The 22922-nt window shown below is 71.7% G+C and carries 25 protein-coding genes and 2 pseudogenes; 13 read left to right on the top strand and 14 right to left on the bottom strand.

The annotated features are described in order from the left end of the window. Positions 1 to 366 precede the first annotated feature (366 nt). The 8 genes and pseudogenes from BUE44_RS07680 (at position 367) to BUE44_RS07650 (ending at position 7807) form a co-directional block, all read left to right on the top strand. Positions 367 to 2766: a helicase-associated domain-containing protein gene (locus BUE44_RS07680; RefSeq protein WP_322939729.1), complete on the top strand. Its 2400-nt coding sequence runs from the start codon at positions 367 to 369 to the stop codon at positions 2764 to 2766. A gap of 63 nt (positions 2767 to 2829) precedes the next feature. Next, positions 2830 to 3099 (top strand): ribbon-helix-helix domain-containing protein, encoded by a 270-nt coding sequence (locus tag BUE44_RS07675; RefSeq protein WP_073495456.1) that lies wholly within the window; start codon positions 2830 to 2832, stop codon positions 3097 to 3099. Then, entirely contained in the window at positions 3096 to 3518 is a 423-nt protein-coding gene (locus tag BUE44_RS07670) for a PIN domain-containing protein (RefSeq protein ID WP_073495161.1), read from the top strand. Before BUE44_RS07675 ends, BUE44_RS07670 begins: the two co-directional genes overlap by 4 nt. 1013 nt (positions 3519 to 4531) lie before the next feature. Further along, positions 4532 to 6106, top strand: a complete 1575-nt coding sequence (locus BUE44_RS07665; RefSeq protein ID WP_073495159.1) for a cryptochrome/photolyase family protein — start codon at positions 4532 to 4534, stop codon at positions 6104 to 6106. Between the two features lie 546 nt (positions 6107 to 6652). Then, positions 6653 to 6814, top strand: a pseudogene (locus BUE44_RS39730) (SDR family oxidoreductase); the annotation flags it as partial. A gap of 52 nt (positions 6815 to 6866) precedes the next feature. Further along, a complete protein-coding gene (locus BUE44_RS38385) occupies positions 6867 to 7046 on the top strand; it encodes a hypothetical protein (protein ID WP_235001958.1) in 180 nt (59 codons plus the stop codon). Between the two features lie 189 nt (positions 7047 to 7235). Next, positions 7236 to 7388: an antitoxin gene (locus BUE44_RS39500; protein ID WP_073495154.1), complete on the top strand. Its 153-nt coding sequence runs from the start codon at positions 7236 to 7238 to the stop codon at positions 7386 to 7388. Beyond that, positions 7385 to 7807 (top strand): PIN domain nuclease, encoded by a 423-nt coding sequence (locus tag BUE44_RS07650; RefSeq protein WP_073495152.1) that lies wholly within the window; start codon positions 7385 to 7387, stop codon positions 7805 to 7807. Before BUE44_RS39500 ends, BUE44_RS07650 begins: the two co-directional genes overlap by 4 nt. Positions 7808 to 7867: 60 nt before the next feature. Here the strand turns inward: BUE44_RS07650 and BUE44_RS38380 are convergent. The 8 genes and pseudogenes from BUE44_RS38380 to BUE44_RS07605 form a co-directional block, all read right to left on the bottom strand. Continuing rightward, positions 7868 to 8061 (bottom strand): annotated as a pseudogene (locus BUE44_RS38380) (IS5/IS1182 family transposase); the annotation flags it as partial. 438 nt (positions 8062 to 8499) lie between these two features. Next, the gene (locus BUE44_RS07635) at positions 8500 to 9078 is read right to left on the bottom strand and encodes a hypothetical protein (protein ID WP_143172486.1); all 579 of its coding nucleotides are present in this window, start codon (positions 9076 to 9078) and stop codon (positions 8500 to 8502) included. A 535-nt stretch (positions 9079 to 9613) separates the two neighbouring features. Beyond that, a complete protein-coding gene (locus tag BUE44_RS07630) occupies positions 9614 to 9895 on the bottom strand; it encodes a hypothetical protein (protein WP_143172485.1) in 282 nt (93 codons plus the stop codon). Between the two features lie 369 nt (positions 9896 to 10264). Then, positions 10265 to 10540 carry a helix-turn-helix domain-containing protein gene (locus tag BUE44_RS38375; protein ID WP_235001957.1) on the bottom strand — a complete coding sequence of 92 codons (276 nt, stop codon included), beginning with the start codon at positions 10538 to 10540 and terminating at the stop codon, positions 10265 to 10267. A 214-nt stretch (positions 10541 to 10754) separates the two neighbouring features. Beyond that, positions 10755 to 11066 (bottom strand): hypothetical protein, encoded by a 312-nt coding sequence (locus BUE44_RS07620; RefSeq protein WP_073495144.1) that lies wholly within the window; start codon positions 11064 to 11066, stop codon positions 10755 to 10757. Between the two features lie 5 nt (positions 11067 to 11071). Beyond that, positions 11072 to 11407: a hypothetical protein gene (locus BUE44_RS07615; protein ID WP_235001956.1), complete on the bottom strand. Its 336-nt coding sequence runs from the start codon at positions 11405 to 11407 to the stop codon at positions 11072 to 11074. 158 nt (positions 11408 to 11565) lie between these two features. After that, positions 11566 to 12216 (bottom strand): response regulator transcription factor, encoded by a 651-nt coding sequence (locus tag BUE44_RS07610; RefSeq protein WP_073495142.1) that lies wholly within the window; start codon positions 12214 to 12216, stop codon positions 11566 to 11568. Then, on the bottom strand, positions 12204 to 13499 hold the full coding sequence (locus BUE44_RS07605; RefSeq protein WP_073495139.1) for a sensor histidine kinase: 1296 nt from the start codon (positions 13497 to 13499) through the stop codon (positions 12204 to 12206). The genes BUE44_RS07610 and BUE44_RS07605 overlap by 13 nt, the downstream gene beginning before the upstream one ends. A gap of 133 nt (positions 13500 to 13632) precedes the next feature. On the opposite strand from BUE44_RS07605, the gene BUE44_RS07600 reads away from it, so the two are divergent. Together BUE44_RS07600 and BUE44_RS07595 are read left to right on the top strand one after the other, a co-directional pair. Beyond that, entirely contained in the window at positions 13633 to 14157 is a 525-nt protein-coding gene (locus tag BUE44_RS07600; RefSeq protein WP_073495450.1) for a hypothetical protein, read from the top strand. A gap of 53 nt (positions 14158 to 14210) precedes the next feature. After that, positions 14211 to 14939, top strand: coding sequence for a class I SAM-dependent methyltransferase (locus BUE44_RS07595; RefSeq protein ID WP_073495137.1), 729 nt, complete (start codon positions 14211 to 14213; stop codon positions 14937 to 14939). Between the two features lie 71 nt (positions 14940 to 15010). Here BUE44_RS07595 and BUE44_RS07590 read toward each other — a convergent pair whose 3' ends face one another. Continuing rightward, a complete protein-coding gene (locus BUE44_RS07590) occupies positions 15011 to 15922 on the bottom strand; it encodes a serine/threonine-protein kinase (protein ID WP_073495135.1) in 912 nt (303 codons plus the stop codon). An 85-nt stretch (positions 15923 to 16007) separates the two neighbouring features. Here BUE44_RS07590 and BUE44_RS07585 point away from each other — a divergent pair, with 85 nt between their 5' ends. From BUE44_RS07585 to BUE44_RS07575, 3 genes are all read left to right on the top strand, one after another. Further along, positions 16008 to 16553, top strand: coding sequence for an RNA polymerase sigma factor (locus BUE44_RS07585; protein ID WP_073495133.1), 546 nt, complete (start codon positions 16008 to 16010; stop codon positions 16551 to 16553). 257 nt (positions 16554 to 16810) lie between these two features. Further along, complete coding sequence (locus tag BUE44_RS07580; RefSeq protein WP_235001955.1) at positions 16811 to 17383, top strand: hypothetical protein; 573 nt, start codon at positions 16811 to 16813, stop codon at positions 17381 to 17383. A 94-nt stretch (positions 17384 to 17477) separates the two neighbouring features. Continuing rightward, the gene (locus BUE44_RS07575) at positions 17478 to 18200 is read left to right on the top strand and encodes a hypothetical protein (protein ID WP_073495129.1); all 723 of its coding nucleotides are present in this window, start codon (positions 17478 to 17480) and stop codon (positions 18198 to 18200) included. Between the two features lie 146 nt (positions 18201 to 18346). Here BUE44_RS07575 and BUE44_RS07570 read toward each other — a convergent pair whose 3' ends face one another. The 5 genes from BUE44_RS07570 to BUE44_RS07550 form a co-directional block, all read right to left on the bottom strand. Continuing rightward, positions 18347 to 18994, bottom strand: coding sequence for a hypothetical protein (locus BUE44_RS07570; RefSeq protein WP_073495127.1), 648 nt, complete (start codon positions 18992 to 18994; stop codon positions 18347 to 18349). Further along, on the bottom strand, positions 18991 to 20502 hold the full coding sequence (locus BUE44_RS07565) for a hypothetical protein (protein ID WP_143172483.1): 1512 nt from the start codon (positions 20500 to 20502) through the stop codon (positions 18991 to 18993). Before BUE44_RS07565 ends, BUE44_RS07570 begins: the two co-directional genes overlap by 4 nt. Before the next feature lie 59 nt (positions 20503 to 20561). Further along, a complete protein-coding gene (locus tag BUE44_RS07560) occupies positions 20562 to 21305 on the bottom strand; it encodes an ABC transporter ATP-binding protein (protein WP_107415643.1) in 744 nt (247 codons plus the stop codon). Beyond that, a complete protein-coding gene (locus BUE44_RS38370; RefSeq protein WP_073495123.1) occupies positions 21302 to 21991 on the bottom strand; it encodes a hypothetical protein in 690 nt (229 codons plus the stop codon). The genes BUE44_RS07560 and BUE44_RS38370 overlap by 4 nt, the downstream gene beginning before the upstream one ends. A 110-nt stretch (positions 21992 to 22101) precedes the next feature. Continuing rightward, on the bottom strand, positions 22102 to 22686 hold the full coding sequence (locus BUE44_RS07550) for an RNA polymerase sigma factor (protein WP_073495121.1): 585 nt from the start codon (positions 22684 to 22686) through the stop codon (positions 22102 to 22104). Between the last annotated feature and the right edge of the window lie 236 nt (positions 22687 to 22922).

The following is a 22922-nucleotide window of genomic DNA, read 5'->3' as shown; positions in this document are numbered from 1 at the left end:
GACCGGCTCTGGCTCGTGGCGCACGCAGTAGCGAACAGTGGGAAAGCGTGTTGGGGGCAACCCCTTACGAGTTCGAATCTCGTATCCTCCGCACCGCCTGAACAGGCAGAACGCAGACCCCGACCGCAGAGCGGTCGGGGTCTGCGTCTTGTGGTGGTCTCATTTCTGGTCTCATTTATTTACGGCAAATAGGGCATTTCGCTCGACCCTCTCACGGGTGATGTCGTGCGCACCGCCTGATCCGGTCGGCTTGGGTGCGACATCCTTGGGCTGTGCCGTGCGCGCGCGTCGGCGTGTTTTTGCTCGTGCGAGATGGGGTGGGCCGTCATCGGCAGGTCAGGTGGGTCGAGGCTGACGTCGTGGTTGGTGGGGCTGGACGTTCCGCGCTTGGAACGGGTGCTTGCGGCGCGTCCTGACGCGGTGTCGCCTCCGGAGCCGAGGTCGCTGGGGGAGTTGGCGGATCGCTTGCAGCATCCGGGGTCGGTGGCGCTGGCTCTGCCCCGGCTCGCGCGGCCTGCCCTGCAGGCGGCGGAGGCGCTGGCCGCGTCGGGGACGGCCCTGACGCGGGACGCGCTCGCGCGCCTGCTGGGAGTGGTGGACGCGGAGGCAGTCCGCGGGCTGGACGTGGCGCTGGAGATCCTGGCCGATCACGCGCTCGTCTGGCCGGACAGCGACGGGACGCTGTGTATGGCGTCGCCGTTGAGGCAGGCATGGGACGCGCCGTTGGGGCTGGACCCACCGCTGGAGCGGTTGCTGGCGGGGGTGACGTCGGAAGAGTTGCGCGGGACGCTGGTTTCAGTGGGCGTCAAGCCGCCCGGCAACAAACAGCAGCGGCTCGCGGCGCTGGTGGATCACCACAGTGACGCGGAGCGCGTCGTCGCTCTGGTCGCGCAGGCGCCAGCGGATACTCGCGAACTGCTCGAACGCCTGGCGAAGTCCGGGTCCCAGGGGCTGCGGTTCCAGGCGTTCGGCTCTCCGGGGCCAACCTCTGGGCGGGCGGCCCGGTGGGCTCTGGAACGGGGGCTACTCGTTCAGGACCGGTACCAGTACGGGCCGGCCCGGATGCCCGCTCAGGTGGCGATGGCTCTGCGCGGACCCGGCTGGCATGCACCGTTTGAACCCGTACCTCCCGCTGCGCGGACGCTGCCGGTCACCTCGGAGGAAGTGGAACGGGAAGCCGCGGCCGCGCTCACCGCGTTCGCCTCGCACGCGGCGTCCGTGTTGTCGGTGTGCGCGGCCAAGCCGCCCGCCCGGCTTAAGTCCGGTGGCGTCGGGGCACGCGAACTGTCGCGCCTCGGCAAAGCAGCGCGGTGTGACGAGACCGTCGTGCGCCTGGTGCTGGAGACGGCGTACGCGGCCGGGCTGCTGGCACGGGACGGGGATCTCGCGCCGTTGACCGACGCGTACGACCCCTGGTCCGAACTGGAGCCGGGAGAGCGGGTCCCGCTGCTGCTTCAGGCCTGGTGGACCATGGCGCTCACTCCTGCCCAGGCCCGCGACGAGGACGGCAAAACGCTTCCCGCGCTCGCCGGGACACCGCCTTGCAGCGGCTGCCTGCAGGCCAGGCATGGACTGGTCACCGCTGCGGCGGACCTCCCGGCCGGGCAGGGGGCGCGGCGTACCTCTGATCTGGGGTCGCTGGTTGCCTGGCACCGCCCGCTCGCTGATCAACTTCCGCAGGACGTGACGCCGTTCGCGACCGTCGTTCGGGAGGCGGAACTGCTCGGTGTCCTCGCCCGCGGCGCCCTGTCCGGCGTCGGGGCGGCCCTGCTGGCCGGTGACGGGACGGCCCTGTCGTCCACCTTGTGCCGGCTTCTGCCCGCAGCCACCGGGACGGTGCTCATCGGCGCTGACCTGACGGCCGTCGCCGCCGGGACCCCGAGCGCCGGGCTCGCCAGGCTCCTCGACTCCGTCGCCGACCGCGAGACTGGCGGTGCGGCATCGGTGTGGAGGTTCAGTGCCGGGACCATCCTCCGGGCCTTGGACACCGGGCGTACCGCTGACAGCATCGCCGAGGAACTGGCCGCCGCCGCTTCCGGGCCTCTGCCACAACCGCTGTCGTACCTGATCGCGGACACGGCACGGCGTCACGGGCGGGTCCGCGTCGCCCAAGGGGCCTGCGTGATCCACAGCGAGGACGCCGCGCTCCTGGCCGAGATCGCCGTGCACCGCAAGCTTGCCAAGCTCGGCCTGCGGCAACTGGCACCCACCGTGCTGACCAGCCGTACCCCTGCTGCCAAGACCCTCGCGGCGCTCCGGGCCGAGGGCTACGCACCCGTCGCCGAAGCCGCCGACGGCGCCGTACGCATCGAAAAGGAGGAACGGCTCCGGGCCGCCCCGCAGGTTCCCTCACCCCGCCGCGCGCCCAGCCGTGCTGGTTCACGGCTCCCGTCCGGCGCCGTCCGGCAGGCGAGCGGGGCCGACTGCCTGCGGGACCTGGCAGGCAGGCTGTGTGCCGCCCCTCCGACGAGCCCGGAACCCGACCCGGACAACGGAGTCCCCTTCGAGACCGACACCGAGGAGATCATCGCCGGATACGCCGAACGGCTGTCCCTCACCGACGTGCGCCAGCTCGCCCACGCCGTCGACACGGGTCAGGTGATCACCATCGAGTACGACGCCGCCTCCGGCGGTCACAGCGTGCGAAGCGTGAGCGAACTGGTCCTGGACCCGCCCTACCTCCACGCCTGGTGCCATCTCCGAGAGGACGAGCGCGTGTTCACGCTGTCCCGTATCGCGAGCGTCATGACCGCATTGCCCCTATGAGTGCGGGAACTCCTGCGCTTGGCGAGGTGGCAGGTTCTGAATACCGAGAGTATGGTTGATTGTATGGTGAGTAAGAAGGTGACGGTGACAATCCCTGAGGATCTTCTCGACGAGATCCGGACGGAGGCCGCTGAGCGCGGCCTGTCGGCATACGTCGCCGAGGCGCTGCGCGCCAAACGCGACCGGGACCGGCTCGTTGAGCTCGTCGGCTGGCTGGAGGATGAGCACGGTCCGGTTACCGAGGATGAACGCGCGGCGGCCCTGGATGAGTTGGACAGCCTCGACGCCGAGCACGACCGTCGCCGGACAGGCAGTGCCGGAGCGGCCGCGTGAAGAAGGGGCAGCAGGCGCACCAGTCCCCGCTTCGAGTCTTCGTACTCGGCTGCGAAGCACTGTCCCTGACCGTACGCGGCGATCGGAAGATGATCGCCTGGCTCGACCTCGCAGCCCGGGGCGAAGCCGAGGTGGTGACGTCCCCGATGACATTGGTCGAGGCGTACGACGGCCGGATCACCGAGCAGCGCTGGGACTGGGTGCTCTCCCGCCTCAAAGTCGCCGACATCGGAAAGGACGAAGCACGACAGGCCCGCCGGCTCCTGGCCGATGCCAAGTTGCACGGTCACAAGTACGCGATCGATGCGGTGCTCGCCGTCGTCGCGCGCCGACAGCAGGGCCAGGTCACCGTCTTCACCTCGGATGTCGACGATCTCGAGAAGCTGGTTCCGGACACGGTCGTCGTCAAGAAGGTATGACGCGGTCGTCCGGTCTCAGTTCTGGTCTCATTCGCCGCCGTCCGGTCCCGTTCGCAGGGTGCTTCCTCGATGCTTCCGCCGCAGGTCAGAACGCCCTCGCTTGCCTGTGAACCGCCTCGTGACCCGTTGGAAAGCGTGGTGGGGGCAACCCCCCACGAGTGCGCATCTCGTATCCTCCGCCAGTGCCTCACCGGGCACGACGTCGAAGGGCCCCTCACCCGGGGCCAGCGTGTGCTGGTCGACGGCGGCGGTCGAGCCGTCGGCGGCCACGCCGTCCGGTTCACGCACCGCGCCGGTGCCGACGTCACCGCCACCGCCGGCCCCGCAGTGCCGGGCGCGTCCGCAGCCTCGGCGCCGACGACGTCCTCGACTACACCGCCGTCCCCGTCCCCGTCACCGCCTCCGCGTCAGCGAACGGCACCTCCGGCCTGGTGCCCGACCTCCCCACCACCTCCGCGGCACCGACGCCGTCGCCGCCCCCCCGCGGACGGCGGCGTGTTCGTCACCGCCACCACGACGTCTGCAACCGAGGCCGACCGTGGCGTCACCGTCATCCGAATGGCGGTCCACCGACAGCCGGCCTCAGGTCTCCGACGTGCCTCGGCAACGTGGTCTTCGATGAAGCGGCAGTCTCCGGCCGGACCGGCTTGGCGGTCCGCCTCGCCGCCCGGCCGCTTGTCCCGGGAGAGATTACGGCGGTCCGGGCCATCGGAGGGGCGACGTGCGGACACAGTCGACGACTGGCAGCATGGGCCGTGGGAGGCGCGGCAGGCACCACACCACCTGTCGCCGTTGGCCGACTGCTTGGTACAGACGGTTCCCAGCAACAGGCAGGAATGCGGTCGCGGGCCAGTCACCGCGTTGGCCAAGCGGTCGGGCACGCCGGTGCCGGTAGGGGCCGGGCGCCTCGGCACGAGCCGCCGGAGCCGTTGCCCGGCCTTGCGGTTCTGCGGTTCCACCTGTCGGCGAAGTGACGACGGAGGCACGGTACGCCGACCGCGACAAGGAGGACCATGGAGCCACGCCCGCACTGGCTGTTCGGGGACCAACTCGGCCCGCACTTCCTCGACCCCCGTCACGGCGGCCCCGACGCACAGGCGCCGGTGATCATGATCGAGGCGCGCTCGGTGCTGCGCCGTCGCCGCTTCCACCGTGCCAAGGCGCATCTGGTGCTCTCGGCGATGCGACACCGAGCAGCAGAGCTCGGCGACCGGGTCACGTACATCCGGGCCGAGACGTACGCCGACGGACTGAGGCAGGCACTCCGGCAGATCCCCCGCCGGAGCGCGGCTCGTGACGCAGACGCGGGCAGCGCGCGGAAAGGTGGCCGCGTCGGCGGCCCGGTGACGGTCTGCCACCCCACCTCGCGCGCGGCATTGCATTTCGTCAGCGCGCTCGACGGCGTGGAGATCCTGCCGGCCAAGGGCTTCCTGGTGTCCCGCGAGGACTTCGGGGAGTGGGCGGGCCGCGACAGCGAGCAGAGCCTGCGGCTGGAGGGCTTCTACCGTTGGGCACGCAGACGGTGCGACCTGCTGATGGACGGTGAGGAGCCGGCCGGCGGCCGGTGGAACCTTGACGGCGACAACCGCGAGCCTCCGCCGCGCGGCCGGGACACCCTCGAAGTCCGGGGCCCCTGGCAACCCCGCGAGGACGCCATCGACGCCGAGGTCCGCCGCGACCTCGACTGCTGGGAACGCGACGGCCAGATGTCCTTCGTCGGCCGCGACGGCCCCCGCCGTTTCCCCGCCACCCGGCGCGAGGCACTGAGGGCGCTGCGCCGCTTCGTCTCCGACCGACTGCCGGACTTCGGCCGTTACGAGGACGCCATGCTCGCGGCCGACCCGGTGATGAGCCACAGCCTGCTGTCGTCGTCGCTCAACCTCGGCCTGCTCGACCCGGCCGAATGTGTCGAGCGCGCCGAACACTCCTACCGGTCCGGCGACGCGCCCCTGAACAGCGTCGAGGGCTTCGTGCGGCAGATCGCCGGCTGGCGCGAGTACGTATGGCATCTGTACTGGCACTTCGGCGAGGACTACCGGCACCGGAACGCGCTGCGCCACGACGCTGCGCTGCCCGACTGGTTCCTCGAGCTGGACGCCGACGCCGTCACCGCCAACTGCCTTTCCACCGTGCTGGCCCAGGTGCGGGATACCGGCTGGACCCACCACATCCCTCGGCTCATGGTGTTGGGCAGCCGCGCGCTCCAGGACGGCTGGGACCCGGCCGCCGTCACCGACTGGTTCCACCGCTGCTTCGTCGACGGCTACGACTGGGTCATGCTGCCCAATGTCGTCGGCATGTCCCAGTACGCCGACGGCGGCCTGATGACCACCAAGCCCTATACCTCCGGAGGCGCGTACATCAACAGGATGAGCGACCTGTGCGGACCGTGCGCCTACCGGCCCACCGACCGCACAGGCGACCATGCCTGCCCCTACACCGCGGGCTACTGGGCCTTCCTGCACCAGCACCGCGCCCGGCTGGCCGCCAACCACCGCACTGCCCAGGCCGTCCACGGCCTCGACCGGCTGAAGGACCTGTCCGAGCTCCTCGACCAGGTCGCTGAACGGGGAGACTCGGCTCCCTGATTCCTGGTCGCACGACATCGCGGGCAGGTGCGGGCTGGGGGTCCCGACCCGCCCGATCACCCGCGGTTGCAGCCGATCATCCGATCGAACCCGGCGCGGGAGCGGTCCGTACAGGTCCGCCGCACGCGAGCACCGTCCAGCCGATAGCCGGTGGGCCTCTCCGTCGCAGGTCATGACGCTCGCGGACCTACCTGGACAACCGGACGAGCGGGTGGAAGGCGTGCCCAGAGCAACCCCTCACGAGTTCGCATCTCGTACCATCCTCCGCCAGCGCCTCACCGGGCATGACGTCGATGGCCCGGCTGCGCAGCGGGGGCCAACGACGCATGGGGGCGCAAACTCTTTCTGCCTACAGGCTTGATCGCGCTGCGGTGCAGCCGTGTCCGGCTTCCCGTAGCGGCCGCTGCTCTTCATCGATGTGGACGGGCCGCTCATCCCCGTCTGGGTGAACAACGCGGGCACGGCCACGACGGTGCCGGTGGAGCACACCACCGATGAGGGCTTCGAGCGGCACTTCGCCGCCAACGCCGCGGCACCTTCGTCGCACTGCGCGAGGCGGCCCGGCGCATCCGCGACAACGGGCGCATCGTGTTGATCTCCTCCGCCCTGGCCGCGTCGCCGATGCCGGGTGCCGCGCTGCTCGCCGCGAGCAAGGCCGCGGGCGACCGGCTCGCGCGGACCCTGGCGTGGGAGTCGGGTCCGCGGTCCGTCATGGTCAACAGCGTGCTGCCCGGCCTGACCCACCGACGTACTGGCCACCGTGCCCGTGCCCGTGCACGTCGTCGCGCGCGACGAGGCCCGTACGCCGCCCGGGCGTCTCGGCGAGCCGGAGGGCATCGCCGGGATCGTCGGCTTCCTGGCCTTCCTGGCCTTCCTGGCGTCGGAGGCCGGTCGCTGGGTCACCGGGCAGAGCCCGCACGCGGCAGGAGGCATGATCTGACCGGCTCGCGGGCCGGCGCCCGTCCGGCAAATCCCGTCTGCTTGGCGGCGCCCGGCCCTGAAGGCGTTGCGGAATGGATCTGCGGTGAAGGGGCGGGCCCTCTCGGACCGTGCGCCAGGTGCGAACCACTCCCGCCGCCTCTTCCACGGCCCCGGCTTCCGGGTCAGGAGTCAGTAGGGTCGATTCGGCATTTGTGACAAGAAGGACACGGTCAACACCGCACTCCGCGAGGTGTTGGACAACCGACGGCGTGCCCTGGCGCTGACCCGGCTGCGGACGGTCGCGGACGAGGGCGGCTTCGACCTGGATTTTTTTGAGGACAAGAAAAACTACCGTCGGTGAGCGCGGCGCAGTTTCTGATCTACACCAGCGCCCTCGCCCGCTTCCTGCGGGGAGACGCCGGCCAGTACGGCTGGGATCGGGCGGCGGCAGCGGGACTCATCGCGACCTGCCCGGTGACGGAGCTGGAGTTCTTCTACAGCGCGCGTTCTGCTGAGGACCGGGCCCGAGGCATCGAGGACATGCGGCTGCTCTTCGGCCGGGTGCCGGTGGACGACCGGGCCTGCGATCGCGCCTGGCGGGTCCAGGAACTGCTGACCCGCAAGGGGCAGCACCGCAGCGCCGGCGCGGTGGACCTGGTGGTTGCGGCGACGGCGGAACTCCAGGGGCTGACCCTCCTCCATCGTGGCCGGGATTTCGACTGCATCGCCGCCGTCACTGGGCAACCCCTCCAGTGGTACGGCGCCGATCCCGGGAAATAGCCTGACAGCACGAACCTTGCGCGTGCTGTGTGAAGACCACTGGTCTCGGACCGTGTCCCATGTGGCGAGTCGGATGAGTCGTTCGTAGCAGCAGAGGGCAGCAGAGGGCAGCAGCGAGGCCCGGAAAGGCCAGGTAGTTGCGCGGGTAGCGTTCGTAGCGGTGGTGGAGTCGGCGGTAGCCGATCAGCCAGGACGTGTAGGTGGTCACGCCGGCGGGCGAGCCGTTGCCCGGCCCGCAGTCGGGCGCGCGCGATCAGGGAGGTACACCGGCGTGGTATCCGGAGTCCGGAGCGAACAGCCGTCGCCGGCACGTGCCGACGACGGCTGCTGACGCGTGACGCATACCGTGCATCCCGTGCATCCCGCGGGTCCCCGGTCCGCGTCGCCGGAGAGGCCCCGACGGGCCGCGCGAACGGGGTGAGCCGGAGAAATTCCCGCTGTTATGCGGAATACGTTTACGGGATGTCGAGGGTGATGCGTTCGGCGAGGTAGTCGTACCCGTCCTGAGGGCCGTCGCCGATGGTCACCCAGACCTGCTGGCCCTCGTGGAGTTTTGCGAATCCTGGCATCTCGATCGCCGCGAAACCGGCCCAGCAGCCGCCGGGAGCGGATGGGGAATCAATGACTCCCCATCCTTCGTCGTCGTGCCAGAAACGGACGACACCACGCTCGGGCATGAGGAACGCCGCCTTTCAGCAGGAAGTCGGCGAGCAGGGATACGCGGAAAGCTTGAAGTGGCCATAGTACTGCAGGGTGGCGACGCCTCCGCCGGGAACAGCCCAGGTGATGACGTCCGAATAGGCGATGCTGTTGTTGTCGTGCGCCGGGTTGTAGGTGCCGTGGAAGATGTACCGGCAGATGACACCGGGATGCGGGGCCTGCTTGGGCTTGGTGACGCCGTTGAGCGCCCAGATCTGGCCGGCCTCGTTGACGGTTCCCGCCGCGGTCGCGCAGGCCGTCGTGCTGAGGCGGTACGACCAGGAGGCTGTCGTGCCGCCGCACGCGTGCTGGACGGTGTAGGTGCCGTTGGCGTCGATGAAGGTGTTCGGTGTGCCGCAGGGCAGCACCTGCCCGGTGGGCTGGCCTGCGGGGATGACCGCGGCGGGGCTGGCGCCGAGGTCGGTCCGCTTCCCGTCGACCGTCAGGACGGAATGGAAGCCGGAGGCGGTGACCGGTGCGGCTGTCGGGCTGTCCGCGTGGGCTGCGGAGGAGAATCCGATCATCGTTCCCGCGGCGATCGCGGCGGACACGAGAATCGCGCGTGTTTTCATGGAGAACCCCACCCCTGAATACTATCGTTCCCAAATGACATGGCGTCTCAAAATACCTGCGACATCCGTGCATGTCAAACAGTTTCCCGTGGCCTGAACAATCGAACTTCCGCCTCGGGTGTTTCCTACCCGGCGTGCTTCTTGTCCGGCAGGAAACGGAATACATTCCGCGTGCCGCGTTCGTACCGCTGAGGCGGACGGTCGGGTCGTCCCCACGCTTTCTCGCCGTCCCGGAGGAACAGGCTCCGGGCGTGTGTGCTGAGGATTCGTCCCCGCGGCGGCTTCGGCCGCCTGCCGGAGCGCGGCGGTTCGGCGGGCGGGCGGGGGTGCGGGCCGCGGCCAACCGGAGGGGGGCCGCGACTCTGTTCCGGACGGGAGGGCTGCCCTGCCTGTTCAGACAGGCGCGGAGGAGACGAGATCGTCACTGCCCATCCGGCACGCATCGATGTGCGCCCGGGGCGCGAGCCGCTTTCCGGCTCTACGAGTTTTCGTCTCTACGAGGCCAGGTGCTGCCATACCGGGTGCCGCCGCGGGGCTACCAGGGGAGGGGTTCGGGGCGGCGACGCCACCACCGGCCGGGGTCATCCTCGCTGGGGACTTCCAGCCCAAGCTCCTTGTCGGGTTCCAGGTACCAGGCGGGATCAGGCACGGTCAGCTTGACGAACCGCCGGTCCACCGAGTCCCCAGCAGCCTCCAGCAACTCTGCCGCCTGCTGTGGAAGCTGCTGTTGCACGGCCTTCAACTCGTCTCGCGCCGAGAGGCGTTGCACGTACAGATCCGCCGGATACCAACCCGCGGGGGCCCAGTCGTCCGCCATCGTCTGTACGAGCTGTTCCCCTGCCCCCAAGGTCGTCGCGGCCGTCCAGTACAAGGAGCCGGATTCATCGGTTCGCCCCGTCCCCAGAGAGTCCAGAGATGTGGCGAAGCCATCCCTGACCGGGGCCGGCTTCCGCTGCTCGTACACGATCTCGGGAAGTCGGGTGACCTGGGCGTTCGGGAGGTCGGCCCCAGCGACCGCCCACTCCTGCCCGGGTACTTCCTGATGACGTGCTCCCAGGGGGCCGCGTGTGGTGCGGTCGGCGGGCGGGGCGGGTGCGTAGGTTGGGCTGATGGATCACCTTCCCTTGCCGCACCGGACTGACCAGGCCGGTCACACGGCGTCGCGGACGGACTCCGCAGGGGCTGTCTACGGGTCCCTGCTCGCTGCTTCCGTGATCGCCACCGCCGGCGCGGTCGGGGCACCTCGCCGCCTCCGGTCATCCTGCTGCTTGTATTCGATGGGCGACGATGCCTTGATCCTGCGATGAGTCCCGACGTTCCGGTACTCGATCTCACCGGCGTTGAGGAGGCCGACGAGAAAAGGCCTGGAGACGTTGAGTATGTCTGCGGCTTGCTGGGTTGTTAGCTCGGCGTCCGCTGGAACTACGGAGACGCCTCGGCCGGCTCCCAGGTGAGCAAGCATGCGGCCAGGAGTTCGACTGCCTCCCGAGGCAAGGTCAGCGTCTCCGGTTCGCCGTCTGCAACGGTGACCGTGACCTCGCGGTGATCCCGGTGCGCCTCCAGATAGCTGCGGACCTGCCTGAGAGCCTGGTTCGCGGAGTCGGTCTGCTCGGGGGAGATCGTCACCTGTGGCGGCCGTTCATGGCGGCGGTACCGGGACTCGGGCCGGCGACCGGTCAGAGCAGATCCGGATCCAAAGTGAGCCAGATGAGGTCGCAGATACGGATCTGCCGTTCGCCGGGATAGACGCTGTAGCTGAAGAAGACGCCTTCCCGGGGCACCGCCACGCTGTACCAGATGACATCGTCGATTTCCATCGGCAGTCCCGGCGGCGTCTTGCCCGACTCGACGGAATCGCCCACTTCGAGAGCCAGCGCGCGGAAGAAGAGGACCATCTGGTCGTGGAGTTCCCCGGATCCCGACGTTCCCATGGCATGCAGGACTTCGGCCGCTTTGAGTTCGGCGACGGCCTGCCAGCCGCGTGACACCGGCCTCACCGGTGATCGCCTACGAGCAGATCCGGCAGGCGTACCAGGTCACGGCCGGCGACCGTCCTGGTCAGACGGCGTTCACGGCCGGGCACCGCATCGAACATCGCCTCCATCCACCACACGTTCATCACGTCGTCGAGTTCCGGCCCCAGCGGCGCCTGCCAAAGCGCGGCGTGGAACACCTGTCGCTTCTCCTCACTGAGCGCGGCGCTGATCGCTTCGATCGTGCGGGGTAAGGGCTGGGTCCTCCTGCCCTCCCCGGAAGAGGCGGGGGATGTCATCACATGCGTCTCCATGGTGCGGATGCCTATGTCACGGCTCATCGTTTCCCACTTCACGCTAGCCATTCGTACGGCGGAGCGGAGTGTTTTCCCTTTCCCGAGCAGGAACGGACTCGGCGACGGTACCGTCCAGAGCACGTGTCCGAAGGCGCCGCGTTCCCCACCCAAAGGCGATCAACACCGTTGCCGTATGGGCATGCGGGCGTGATCGCGCGTTATGCGGTCACCACGCCCAGGAAGCGCAGCACCGCCAGGACGCGGCGGTGGTCGGCGTCGGCCTTGGGCAGGTCGAGCTTGGTGAAGATGCTGTTGATGTGCTTGGCGACCGCGCTCTCGCTCACCACCAGCTCGGCGGCGATGCCGGAGTTGGACCGGCCGCCCGCCATCAGTTCCAGCACCTCCCGCTCGCGCGGCGTCAGCCGGTCGAGCGGATCGCTGTGCCGGCGCACCAGCAGCTGCGCGACGACCTGCGGGTCGAGCGCGGTGCCGCCGGCCGCCACCCGGCGTACCGCCTCGGCGAACTCCTCGACGTCGGCGACGCGTTGCTTGAGCAGATAGCCGACGCCCGAGGTGTTGGCGGCGAGCAGCTCGGCGGCGTACCGCTCCTCCACGTACTGCGACAGCAGGAGCACGGCGGTACGCCGGTACTGGTGGCGGATCACCATCGCGGCGCGCACTCCCTCGTCGGTGAAGCCGGGCGGCATGCGCACGTCGACCACGGCGATGTCGGGCCGGTGCTCCTCGACGGCCGCCAGCAGCCCTTCCGCGTCGGCGACTTGCGCGCACATCTCGAAGCCGGCCGCCTCCAGCACCTTGACCACGCCGATGCGCAGCAAGAGGGAATCCTCGGCGATCACGGCGCGCACGGCAGCTCCACGGTGACGACGGTCGGGCCCCCGGCGGGGCTGCGGCAGGAGAACGTGCCGTCGACGGACGCGACGCGCTTGGCGAGCCCGGCGAGCCCGGTGCCGCCGGCCGCGAGATCCGCGCCGCCCGCTCCGTCGTCCGCGACGACCACCAGCAGTGTCTCCCCGATCCGTTCCACGGTCACGTCCGCCCGGGCCGCCTGGGCGTGTTTGACCACGTTCGTCAGGGCTTCGGAGACCACGAAGTACGCGACGGCCTCGACCGTGGGTGAGGGGCGCCGCGGCAGGTCCACCGCCACGCGCACCGGGATCGGGAGGCGGGCGGCGACCCCGGACAGCGCGGCGTCGAGGCCGCGGTCCTCAAGGACGGCCGGATGCAGGCCGCGCACCAGGTCGTTCAGCTCGGCGATCGCCTCCTTCGCCTCGCGGTGCGCCTCGTCGATCACCTTGCGGGCGTCCTCCGGCAGGTCGCCGAGGGTGGACCTGGCCAGGCCCAGGTTGACGGCGAGTGAGACGAGGCGCTGCTGTGCGCCGTCGTGCAGGTCGCGCTCGATCCGCCGCCGCTCGGCGTCGGCGGCGTCGAGCACGCCGGTCCGGCTCTCGGCGAGGTCGGCGACCCGGCGGGCGAGCTTCTCCGTGCGGCTGGGGCCGAGCAGGATCTCGGCCGCCCGGGTCTCCAGCCGCACCAGAGCGCCGGTCAGCCGGAGCCCGAGGAACAGCAGGGCGAGGCCGCCGGCGGTGATGTACACGGCCTGCGTGGTGTACCCGAGGTCGGTGACCCACCCCTGCGGGGGCAGTGCCCATATCCACACGTAGAGGGAGGCAGCCACGAGAGCGGCGGCCCAGACGGCGAGGACGGCGAGGTCCAGGAGGGCGAAGAGCGGACCCGCCACGGCGTGGTAGCAGACCTGCCGCCACAGGGCCCGGCCGGTCAGCCGGCGCACCGCCGACGTCCAGTTGCGTCCCGGCCCGCGTACGGCGGGGCGCGGGAGGTCCTTGCCGACGAGCGCCCGGTAGCGCCGCCGCTGCCCGACGGTCAGCAGGGGCGTCACCACGAGCGTGAGCAGCACGGGCAGCGCGATCACGAGGGGTATCACCAGGAGCGCGAGCAGCACGGGCAGCGCGGTCAGTGCCGGCACCCCCGCCATCGCGCCGGCCAGCCAGAGCCACAGTGGCACCGCGGCGAGGTGGAGCGGCAGGCCGGCGGCGACGAGCGCGGTCCGGTGTCCCGCCCCGCGGAACGGCCGGCCCAGCACCAGCCGCAGCCACGTCGTGAGTTGCATGCGTCAAACGGTAAGCCGCAGGCCATCCCCGTGCCATGACGCTCCCGCCCCGTTCGGGGGTGCACTTGTCTCCACCCCGGGTCGGAACCCTGCGTGACTGACGCGCCCTGGTGTGCCGCGGAGGGTGGAGCACGTGAAGGAGAGAGTCGGCGGGGAGCGGGGGAAGACGATGCGTCAACTGGTCTCGTGCGATGAGGAAGTGGCCGGTGCCGAGGGCTTCGACCGCACCGAGGTCATCCAGCTTCACGGACTTCACGAAGAGGCGGAGGAGCCGCGCCCGGCGCGGGGCATGCGGCGGGCCGGGTGGCTGCTGGTCGCCTGCGGGCTCACCCTGCTGCCGTGGCTGTACGTGCTGGCCACCGGCCTGCCGGCCACCGCGACCGCGGCGCACTGGCCGGTCGCCTGGGTCGGGCTCGACGCGCTGGAGGCGCTCGGCCTGATCGCCACCGGCCTCCTCGCCGCCCGCGGCGACCGGCGGCACGCCCTGGCAGCCGCCGCGACCGCGACGCTGCTCGTGGTGGACGCCTGGTTCGACACCACGACCGCGGCCCCGGGCGGCGACTTCGCCACCGCGGTCGCCATGGCGCTCGGCGCCGAGCTGCCGCTCGCCGCGCTGTGCGGCCGGCTGGCGCTGCGGACGCTGAGCCGGTCCGCGTGACGCCGACCGCCCGACCACGTACCACGGACCGAATCGATCCACCGGAGAACACCATGCACCGCATCACCACCGCCCCCGTCACCGTCCCCGTCGCCCCGATCCCGGCCCGGACCCGCTGGGCGGTCGCCGCAGGCGCGGGCGCCGCGTTGGCCGCCGCCTGGTGGCTGGGCGACACGGCGCCCTATCCGTACGCCCAGCGCGGCCTGCTCGACGTGCCGTTGCCGTTTCTGACCGCCGGCAGGACGGACGCCGTACTGCGGCCGCGACCGGGGGAGCGGATGCTGGAGATCGGCCCGGGGACCGGCCTGCAGTCGCTGCACGTAGCCCCGCAGCTCGGGCCGGAGGGACGGCTCGATGTGCTCGACATCCAGCAGGAGATGCTCGACCATGTGATGCGCCGCGCCGAGCGCCACAACCTGGCGACGATCACGCCCACCCGCTCGGACGCACGTGAACTGCCCTACGCCGATGGGACATTCGACGCCATATACGCCGTGACCGCACTCGGCGAGATCCCCGAGCCGGATCGGGTGCTGCGCGAGGCGGCACGGGTATTGGCACCAGGCGGGCGACTGGTGATCGGGGAGTTCTTCGACCGGCACTGGATCCCCTTCGGCCGGCTGCACCGGCTCGCCGGCGCCGCAGGCCTCCACCTGACCGAGCACCGCGGCCCAAGCCCGGCGTACCTCGCCCGCTTCCGACTCTGCGGAGCCGACACGCCCGTTCGCCGGGGCGAGCACCTCGCTGACGGCGACCGGGAAGGCGACGATGGGCAAGCCTGAGCACCACACGCGGGGACCGCGATCACTGGCCTGAGGACACGGCCCCTGAGTGGGCCGTTCCCCTGTCGGATTCAGCGATGCAGCCAGCTCAGCAGGGTCGTCGCCGTGAACACCGCGCCTGACGCCAGACAGACCGCGCGCAGGGTCGGCCGTCCGGGGCGTTCCTGGGGCTGGGGCGGCGGGGCCGGCGCCAGCAGCGCGTCTGCGAAGGCCTGTGCGGTCGGCGGTCGGTCCGCCGGTTCGACGGACATCGCGGTCCGCAGCAGCAGGGACACCCCCGGGGGCAGCTCCTGGCCGGCCGGAAGCGCGGGCAGCGTCGATGCGGCCGACTGGTCCGTCATCAGGGCCGTGGCGCGTCCGCCCGGGCCGAACGGCTTCTGTCCGGTCAGCAGTTCGTAAGCCACGACGGCCAGCGCGTACACGTCGGCCCTCCCGTCGAACCCGCCGGTCTGGAAGGCCTGTTCCGGCGCCATGTACGCGGGCGTGCCGGTGGTCACCGTCAGTCCGGACGCGTCGGCCATCTGCTTCGCGCTGCCCAGATCCGCCACCAGCACCGCGTCGGGCGCGGAGCCGGTGGCGAGCAGCAGGTTGGACGGCTTGACGTCGCGGTGCACCACGCCCGCCTCGTGCAGGACCTGGACCGCGTAGCCCGCCTCCGCGGCCAGCCGCAGCGCCTCCTGCGGGCCGCACCGCCCGACCCGGTCCGCCAGGGTGCCGCCGCGCACGTAGTCCATGACGAAGTAGGGCCGGTCCTCGTGCACCCCGACGTCGTGCACCCGGACCACCCGCGGGCTGGCGATCCGGCGCAGCAGCCTCGCCTCGGCCAGGAACCGCTCGCGCACATCGGCGTTGGCAGCCCAGTTCTCGGCCAGCACCTTCACCGCGATCTCGGTGTCGAGCTCCGGGTCGTAGGCCTTCCAGACCGTCGCGAAGGAGCCTGCTCCGAGCCGGTCCAGGAGGAGGTAACGGCCGAGCTTGCGCATGTGGCAGCATTCTGCCGGAATCGTCGGGGGTGGGAAACCCACGTTCGACGAGTGGGCCGCGACAGGGACAGGACGGGGGCTCCGGGTGTTCGAGGAAGGCGAGCTGGAACGGCTCGTGGCGGCTGCTCAAGCGGGGGACCCGGCGGCGGTGGAGTACCTGCTGGCCAAGCTCCGGCCGGTGGTGCTGCGGCGCTGCTCCCGCTTCCTGCCGCACCACGCCGACGCCGAGGAGGCCGCGCAGGACGCGCTGCTCTCCATCAGCACGCACCTGGGCGAGTACGGCGGCCGCGGCTCCTTCCTGGGCTGGGTGACGGTGATCGCGTCCAATGCCGCCCGGTCCACCTACCGCTCGATGCGCCGGCGTGCCGAGGACAGCCACGCCGACCTGCCCGAATCCGTGGACCCGCGGAGCACCAGCGTCATAGCCGGGACCCGGCTCGACCTGATGGAGGCGCTGACCGCTCTGGAGCAGCAGCACCCCACCTTGGTGGAGTCCTTCGTGCTGCGCGACCTGGGCGACCTGACCTACATCCAGGTGGCCGAGGTGCTGGACGTCCCGTTGGGCACCGTCAAGGACCGTATCCACCAGGCGCGGCGCTTCATGCGCGAGCGATTGGCCGGCGGTCTGTGAACGGCGGTCCCGCGTCGGGGGGCGGCCGCGCCGCCGTCCGGCCCCGATCCGCCGTCGCCGCCCTGGTGGCGGCCGCCGCGTGCGGCCTGGCGACCGGCCGGTTCGTCCTGCCACCGCCCCACGGCACCGCGCACCCGGCAGCGCGTTCGGCTCCGGCGACCGACGGCGCTTCCGCTCTCGCGACGGCCGGTGCGTCCGCCCCGGCACCTGCGCCCTCGGCCTCCGGCTCCGCCCCGCCGAAGGCCGCCACCGGGCCGGTGACGACCGCCGACCTGCTTGACCCCGCGGCGTTCGGCGCGGTCGGCATCACTGCGCAGATCCATGCCAGGGACCGCTTCGGCGACGGCGCGTACGCCAACTCGGCCTGCGCCGGCGAGAAGACGCTCACCCAGACGCTGGGCGGGCCCGGCGCCCACTTCCGCGGACTGATGACCAGCACCCACGCTGATGCGGACGACCCCACCGTGGCCGTGGACCGCGCCGACCAGGTCGCCCGCGAGGTCGCCGCCGAGGCCCTGAGCCCCGCCCTGGCGCGGAACTTCACCGAGCGCCTGTTGCTCGAGGAGGTGCCCTGCCAGGACGAACCTCCCGGCCACTGGGTCTACGGCAGGACCACGACGGTGGAACTCGCCCCCGACCTCAGCGCGAGCTGGATGGGCAGCTACCAGGGGTCCCTCAACACCAGCGGAACGGCGCCCGAGGGCAAGGAGCCCTGCGGCGGCATCGCCGTGCTGCGCAGCGGCAACCACTACGGGGTGCTGGAGGTCGACGCCTGCCTGGGCACGGCCGCGATGTCCCGCATCGTCAGGACCGCTCTGTCACAGCTGTGAAACAGCGGGTCAGGGCTCCAACTTTCCCTTTCCCGGCGTCATCTCCCCGGTTGTACGAGGACGCAGCAGGCGTCCCGACCAGCAGGGGGACCAGATGACCGAGAACCAGGCCGTCCAGCAGAAGCCCGTTCGCCGCAAGCGTGTCGCCGCCGCGGCCTGCTTCACCGCCGCACTGATCACGGTCGGCGTCGTGGGCGTCCAGCCGGCCACCGCCGACGGGGCCGCGCACGACGCCGCGCACCGCACCGCGGTCGCCGCCCGCCCTGTCACCGCCCAGCCGGCTGCGGTCGCGGTCGCCGTGCCCGGACTCGGCTCCGCCGCCCTCGTCCAGAGCGAGGACTTCTTCCAGCAGGGCCTCGGTCCGGTCGGCGCGACCGTGTCGCTGGCCGGGAGCCAGGGGCTCTCGGCGTGCTCGGGCGAGGAGACGATGCACGGCCTGACCAAGGGCAAGGCCACCGCGTACGCGTCGGTGACCTGGACCTTCGACACCCGAGGGCTGCTGGTCGAGTCGGCCGCGAGTGCTGCCACCAGCAGCTCGGCGAGCACCTACCAGAAGCAGCTCGACGCGCTGGTGCGGGACTGCCAGGACGAGCCGGCCGGCCACTGGCACTACGGCGCGGCGCACACCCTCTCCGTCAACGGCGGTACCGGCCACTGGTACCCGTCCTACAGCGGCGACGGCACCGTCGCCGGCGGCGTCGCGGTCCTTCGCAGCGGCACCAGGGTCGCCATCGTCGAGCTCACCGGCCAGCCCACAGACGCCCCGAGCTACGTCAAAGGCATCGCCACCGCAGCCCTGAACCGCCTCCCCTCCTGACACGGCGGCCCCGCCCTGCCCGCGCCACCGGGCGGAACCGGGCCCAGTCGTCGAAGAGACGCGCACGCCCCGGGAGCCGTGCACCCGAGTACCACCATGATCACGCGGGATGCACACACCCATGCGGCCCGGCGAGAGCAGAAGGCCTACGAGTCGCCGCCCGTTTCCCTGGGGCCGCGGGCGGCGATGACCGCTGTCCCGGCGGCGAAGGCCAGGCCGGCGCACAGCCACGCCCCCAGATCGTGCGCAGGTCGGGCCGGCCACATCCACGGGGTCTGCCAGTCCTCCATGAGCGCGAACTCGGCCACCACGGTGTAGGCGAGCGGGCCGGTCCAGGCGAGGGCGCCGCCGACGGCGGCGGCGGTGATCAGCCCGGCACCGGCAAGCCCGGCGACGTCGCGCAGCATCTCGAACCAGCCGCCCGGCAGCCGCCCGGCCACGGCGCCGAGCACCAGGGCGCCGACGGCGGCTGCGCTCAGCAACAGGGCAGCGCCGAGCCGCAGCAGCGGCAGCAGGCGGCCGGTCGTTCGCTCGCTCTCGCCGAACGGGTTGCGGGCGGCGACGGCCACGACGGACGCGGCCCCGTCCTCGATCAGCAGCAATATCTGCTGGTCGGCGGCGTGGTCGTCGCCCCGTATCCAGTGCGTGTGCAGCACGATCCACAGCAGCGCGGCGCAGCAGGCCAGTACGGTGAGCGCTCCCGGGACCTGGCGGCTCATCAGGTGCAGCCGTGTCAGCCGAGGGCCCGTCCGCCGCGGCCCGGCCAGGTCGGCCTCGGGGATCGTACGGGTCACGGCAGTTGCTCCAGGGCGACGCTGCCGTCGCGTAGTCCGGCGAGGTGGGCGGTCAGCCAGGCGTGCCGGTCGGCCGCGGACAGCGCGGCGAATCGGCCGCCCGCGGCATACGCCGGGGTTCCGGGCCGGGGCAGCAGGGCAGCCAGCGTCCCGTCGGTTCGGGAGTAGACCGCCAAGGTGCCCAGCGGTATCCCGACCGCCCGCAGCAGCCCGTCCGAGACCGCCTGCTGCGCCGGGTCGGTGTGGCCGACGAGATGGTCGACGACCACGCCGGCGACCGGGGGCAGCACCTCCGCGGCGAGCCGGGGGACGCTGGTCCACATCTGCTGGGAGGTGCAGCAGCGGTCGCGGGGCGCCTTTCCTGAGGGGCCGGGTCCGATCCACACCGCGCCGTCGTAGCCGATGTCGAGGGCCAGACGGACCACAGGCGGCGTACCGCTGACGGTCGCCGTGGCGAGCGGTGCGTGCTGCCCGGACAACGCGACCTGGTCGACGCGCACGGGCGCGCCCGGCAGCCCGGCCACCTCACGCAGCAGCGGATCCAGGGCCGCGGACACGGTCGGCAGGTACGCCCGGTAGACGGGATTGAGGCAGACCCGGATCGCGGAGCCGCCGCACACCGGCGTGTAGGCGAGGGGACGGTCGTCGGCCGCGTCGTGCAGGGCGGGTACGACCACGCCGTTCGCCTCCACCCGGGCGGTCCCGACCAGGGCGGTCCCGGTTGCGGACGAAGCGAGGCCGACGGCGACGACGGCCGCCGCGAGGCGACGCGCCAGGGGTCCGCCGCAGACGGCCTGCACCCCCAGCACGCCGAGCGCGGCGACGGTCAGGCCGCCGAAGAAGAGCAGTTGCGTGAGGGAGAGGTCGGGCAGGTAGGGATGGAAGACACCCGCGTCGGCCCGGGGCGGAGCCTGCGAGTACGCGGGCGAGGTCACCGGTGAGAGCAGGGCGTACCGGCCGCCGCTGCCGCTGCGCAGGGTCTGGCGCAGCACAAGGGCGGTGACGATCGCCGCCAGCGGCGCGGTGAACCGGCTCGGGATCAGCACTCCGGCGGCGAACCCCAAGGCGCTGAACGCCGCCAGCGCGACGGCGCCCACCACAACCGGCCACCACAGCGGGCGGCCGGCGGCGCCCTGCCAGGCGATCGCCCCGTACAGGAAGCCCACGCAGGCCAGGTAGGCCCCCAGTGCCCAGCCGGCGGTCGCCGCCCAGGTGGCAAGTCGGCCCGCCCAGCGTGGCAGAGGGGTGATGTCCACCTGCTCCCCGATACCGCGTCTTCGGTCGCGGCCCCCGACCCAGGCAGCCGCCCCCACAACGAAGGGAGCGAAGTCGTCGAGGGCCGCGCCCCGGCGCAGGATCAGCGTGCGTGAGCTCCACAGCGGCGGCAGTGCCATGCTGCCCCGATAGGTGTCCAGCCAGAAGGCCAGCAGTGCCAGCGGCACCATCCACATCATCGTGCAGCGGCGCAGTTCCAGTCGCAGCAGCCGGACAGCGGAGAGTGTGAACACCTCCGGGACCCTCGGGCTCAGCGGTCGCCTGGCGCCGCGCGCCGGGACCGTGCCGGCGCTCATGCGCGCGCCGCCGCGAGGACCGCGCTGTAACCGCGCTCCAGCGGTGCGTCGCCGGTGCCGTGTCCCGCACCGCGGGCGACGAGCTCGTCGGGGGTGCCCTGGAAGGCGATCCTTCCCTGGTGCATGAGGGCGACCTCGGCACAGGCGGCGCCCACGTCCTCGACCAGGTGGGTGCTGACCACGACAGTCGAGCGCTGCCCCAACTCCCGTACCAGGGAACGGAACTCAACGCGCTGCTCGGGGTCGAGCCCGGCCGTCGGCTCGTCGAAGAGCAGGAGTTCCGGCTCATTGACGATGGCCTGTGCGATCCCGGCCCGTCGCAGCATCCCTCCGGACAGGGTGCGCAGTTTCGCCTTGGCCTTGTCGCCCAGGCCGACCCGCTCCACGGCAGCGGCGACCGCCCGGGGCACCTGGCGCGGCGGCATCTCCTTGAGCAGCGCGAAGTACTCGACGAACTCCACCACGGTGAACCCGGGGTAGTAGCCCAGGTTCTGCGGCAAATAGCCGAGCTTACGCCGGATCTCCCTGCGCGGTCCGTGCCCGGCCGGATCCTGCTCCAGCAGGCGCATGCTGCCCGAACTCGGCCGGATGACCGTGGCCAGCATCCGCAGCAGCGAGGTCTTGCCCGCGCCGTTGGGGCCGAGCAGGCCGAACACGCCCGTCCCCGTGGTCAGGTCCACGCAGTCCACCGCCCGGGTGCGGCCGAACCGTCTGGTCAGATCCGTGATCTCGATGTTCACCGGGTTCCCTTCGTTGTCCTGGTGGTGTGCAGTACGGCGACGGCGACGCAGCAGGCAGCGACGGCCAGATAGGGCAGTACGAGGGCGGACCGGGTGATGGCGGCGGCCACCTGTCCGGTGGCGGACTGGCTCCCGACCACGGTGATGGTCCATACGGACAGAGCGGCGGCGACCCCGCTGTTCGCCGACTCGGCCACTGTGGCCACGGCAAGGGCGAGCGCCGACACGGCGGCCATCGGCACCAGCCAGCCGAAGGCGATGCCCGCCGCGGTGGCCGACACCGCCGAGGCGGCCAAGGCCAGCAGGGCGTTGACCGCGAATACCGCGAGGACCCGGGCCAGCAGAACCATCCGATCGCTGACCGCCATCGTGCGCGACAGCTCCCAGGCCGGGTCGAGACCTGGGCCGTACGAGTAGGCGACGGCGGCCCCGGTCAACGCGGGTGCGGCCAGCGCCACCACCGGCTGCCCGGTTCCGGCGGTTGCCACGGCCCCGGCGGCGAACACCACGACTGTGGCGAGCAGCCACGGCAGCAGCAGCGACGGCGTGGTCAGCAGCGCCCGGGCCAGACCGGGCGAGCGCAGCAGACGGGCGGCCAGGCGCTCGACCCGGCCCGGCTCTCGGTGCCACACCCGGGCGGCCACGCCCAGCCACACCCGATCCAGGTCGACGCCGCCCCGATCCACGACGTCCGGAGTACTATCGCCAGGACTCGCGGCGTCCGAGGCCACGCCGTCAAGACCGTCGGGGGCCGTACCACCCGTACCCGTACCGTGCGCGTCACGCGGCGCCTCCCTCACAGCCCCTCCTCCTGTGTCGCACGCCCGACCAGCGCCGTCCTCATCAGCCGCCGCACCCGGTGGGCCCGGCTCTTGACCGTGCCCTGGGGCACGCCCATCAGCTCCGCCACCTGCGCGACCGGCTGATCCTCCACGTACAGCAGCCGCCAGACCTCCCGCTCGGGGCTGCCCTGCGGGCCGAGCACCGCCAGGGCGGCGGCCAGGTCGCTCCGCGCCATCACGGCCTCCACCGGGTCCCTGGCGGCAGCCCGTCCCGCCGTCGCCAGGGCGCCGTCGAGAGCGGTGTCGTCGAGAGCGGCGGTGTCGACCGGGCTCGCGTCACGGGCATGGCGGCGCAGCCACCCGGCTGCCTGCCGACGGGCTATCACCCAAAGCCAGCCGCCCGCCGATCCCTGCGGACGGTAGTCCCGCGCACTGCGCCAGACCGCCAGGAACGTCTCTTGCAGCACGTCCTCGACGTCCCGGGCCGGCAGCGCCGTGCGGAGCCGCGCCGCCAGCCACGGCGCATGCCGGCCGAACAGCTCGCGGAGCGCACTCTCGTCGCCGCCGGCCAGGCGGGCGATCAGCTCGTCGTCGTCCATCACTCCCCCTATTGCGGCACAACGGGGTTGGGTTCACGAGAGGCCGGGACTTTCCAGGAATCAGGCGGGCGCCGGACACGGCAGTCATCGGTCGGCCGACTGCGCCACAGCCGGTTCCGCAGGGTTGCGCCTGGGCCTCGTTCGCTGTGCCGCCCGGACGGTCGCCCGGCCGTGCCGGGAACAGCCGGTCCGGCCGGCGCGGTTGCATTGGCCGAGGGAGCGGCGCCGCACGGGCG

The organism is Actinacidiphila paucisporea, from assembly GCF_900142575.1.
GTDB lineage: Bacteria > Actinomycetota > Actinomycetes > Streptomycetales > Streptomycetaceae > Actinacidiphila > Actinacidiphila paucisporea.
This window is presented reverse-complemented; position numbering and strand designations above follow the sequence as displayed.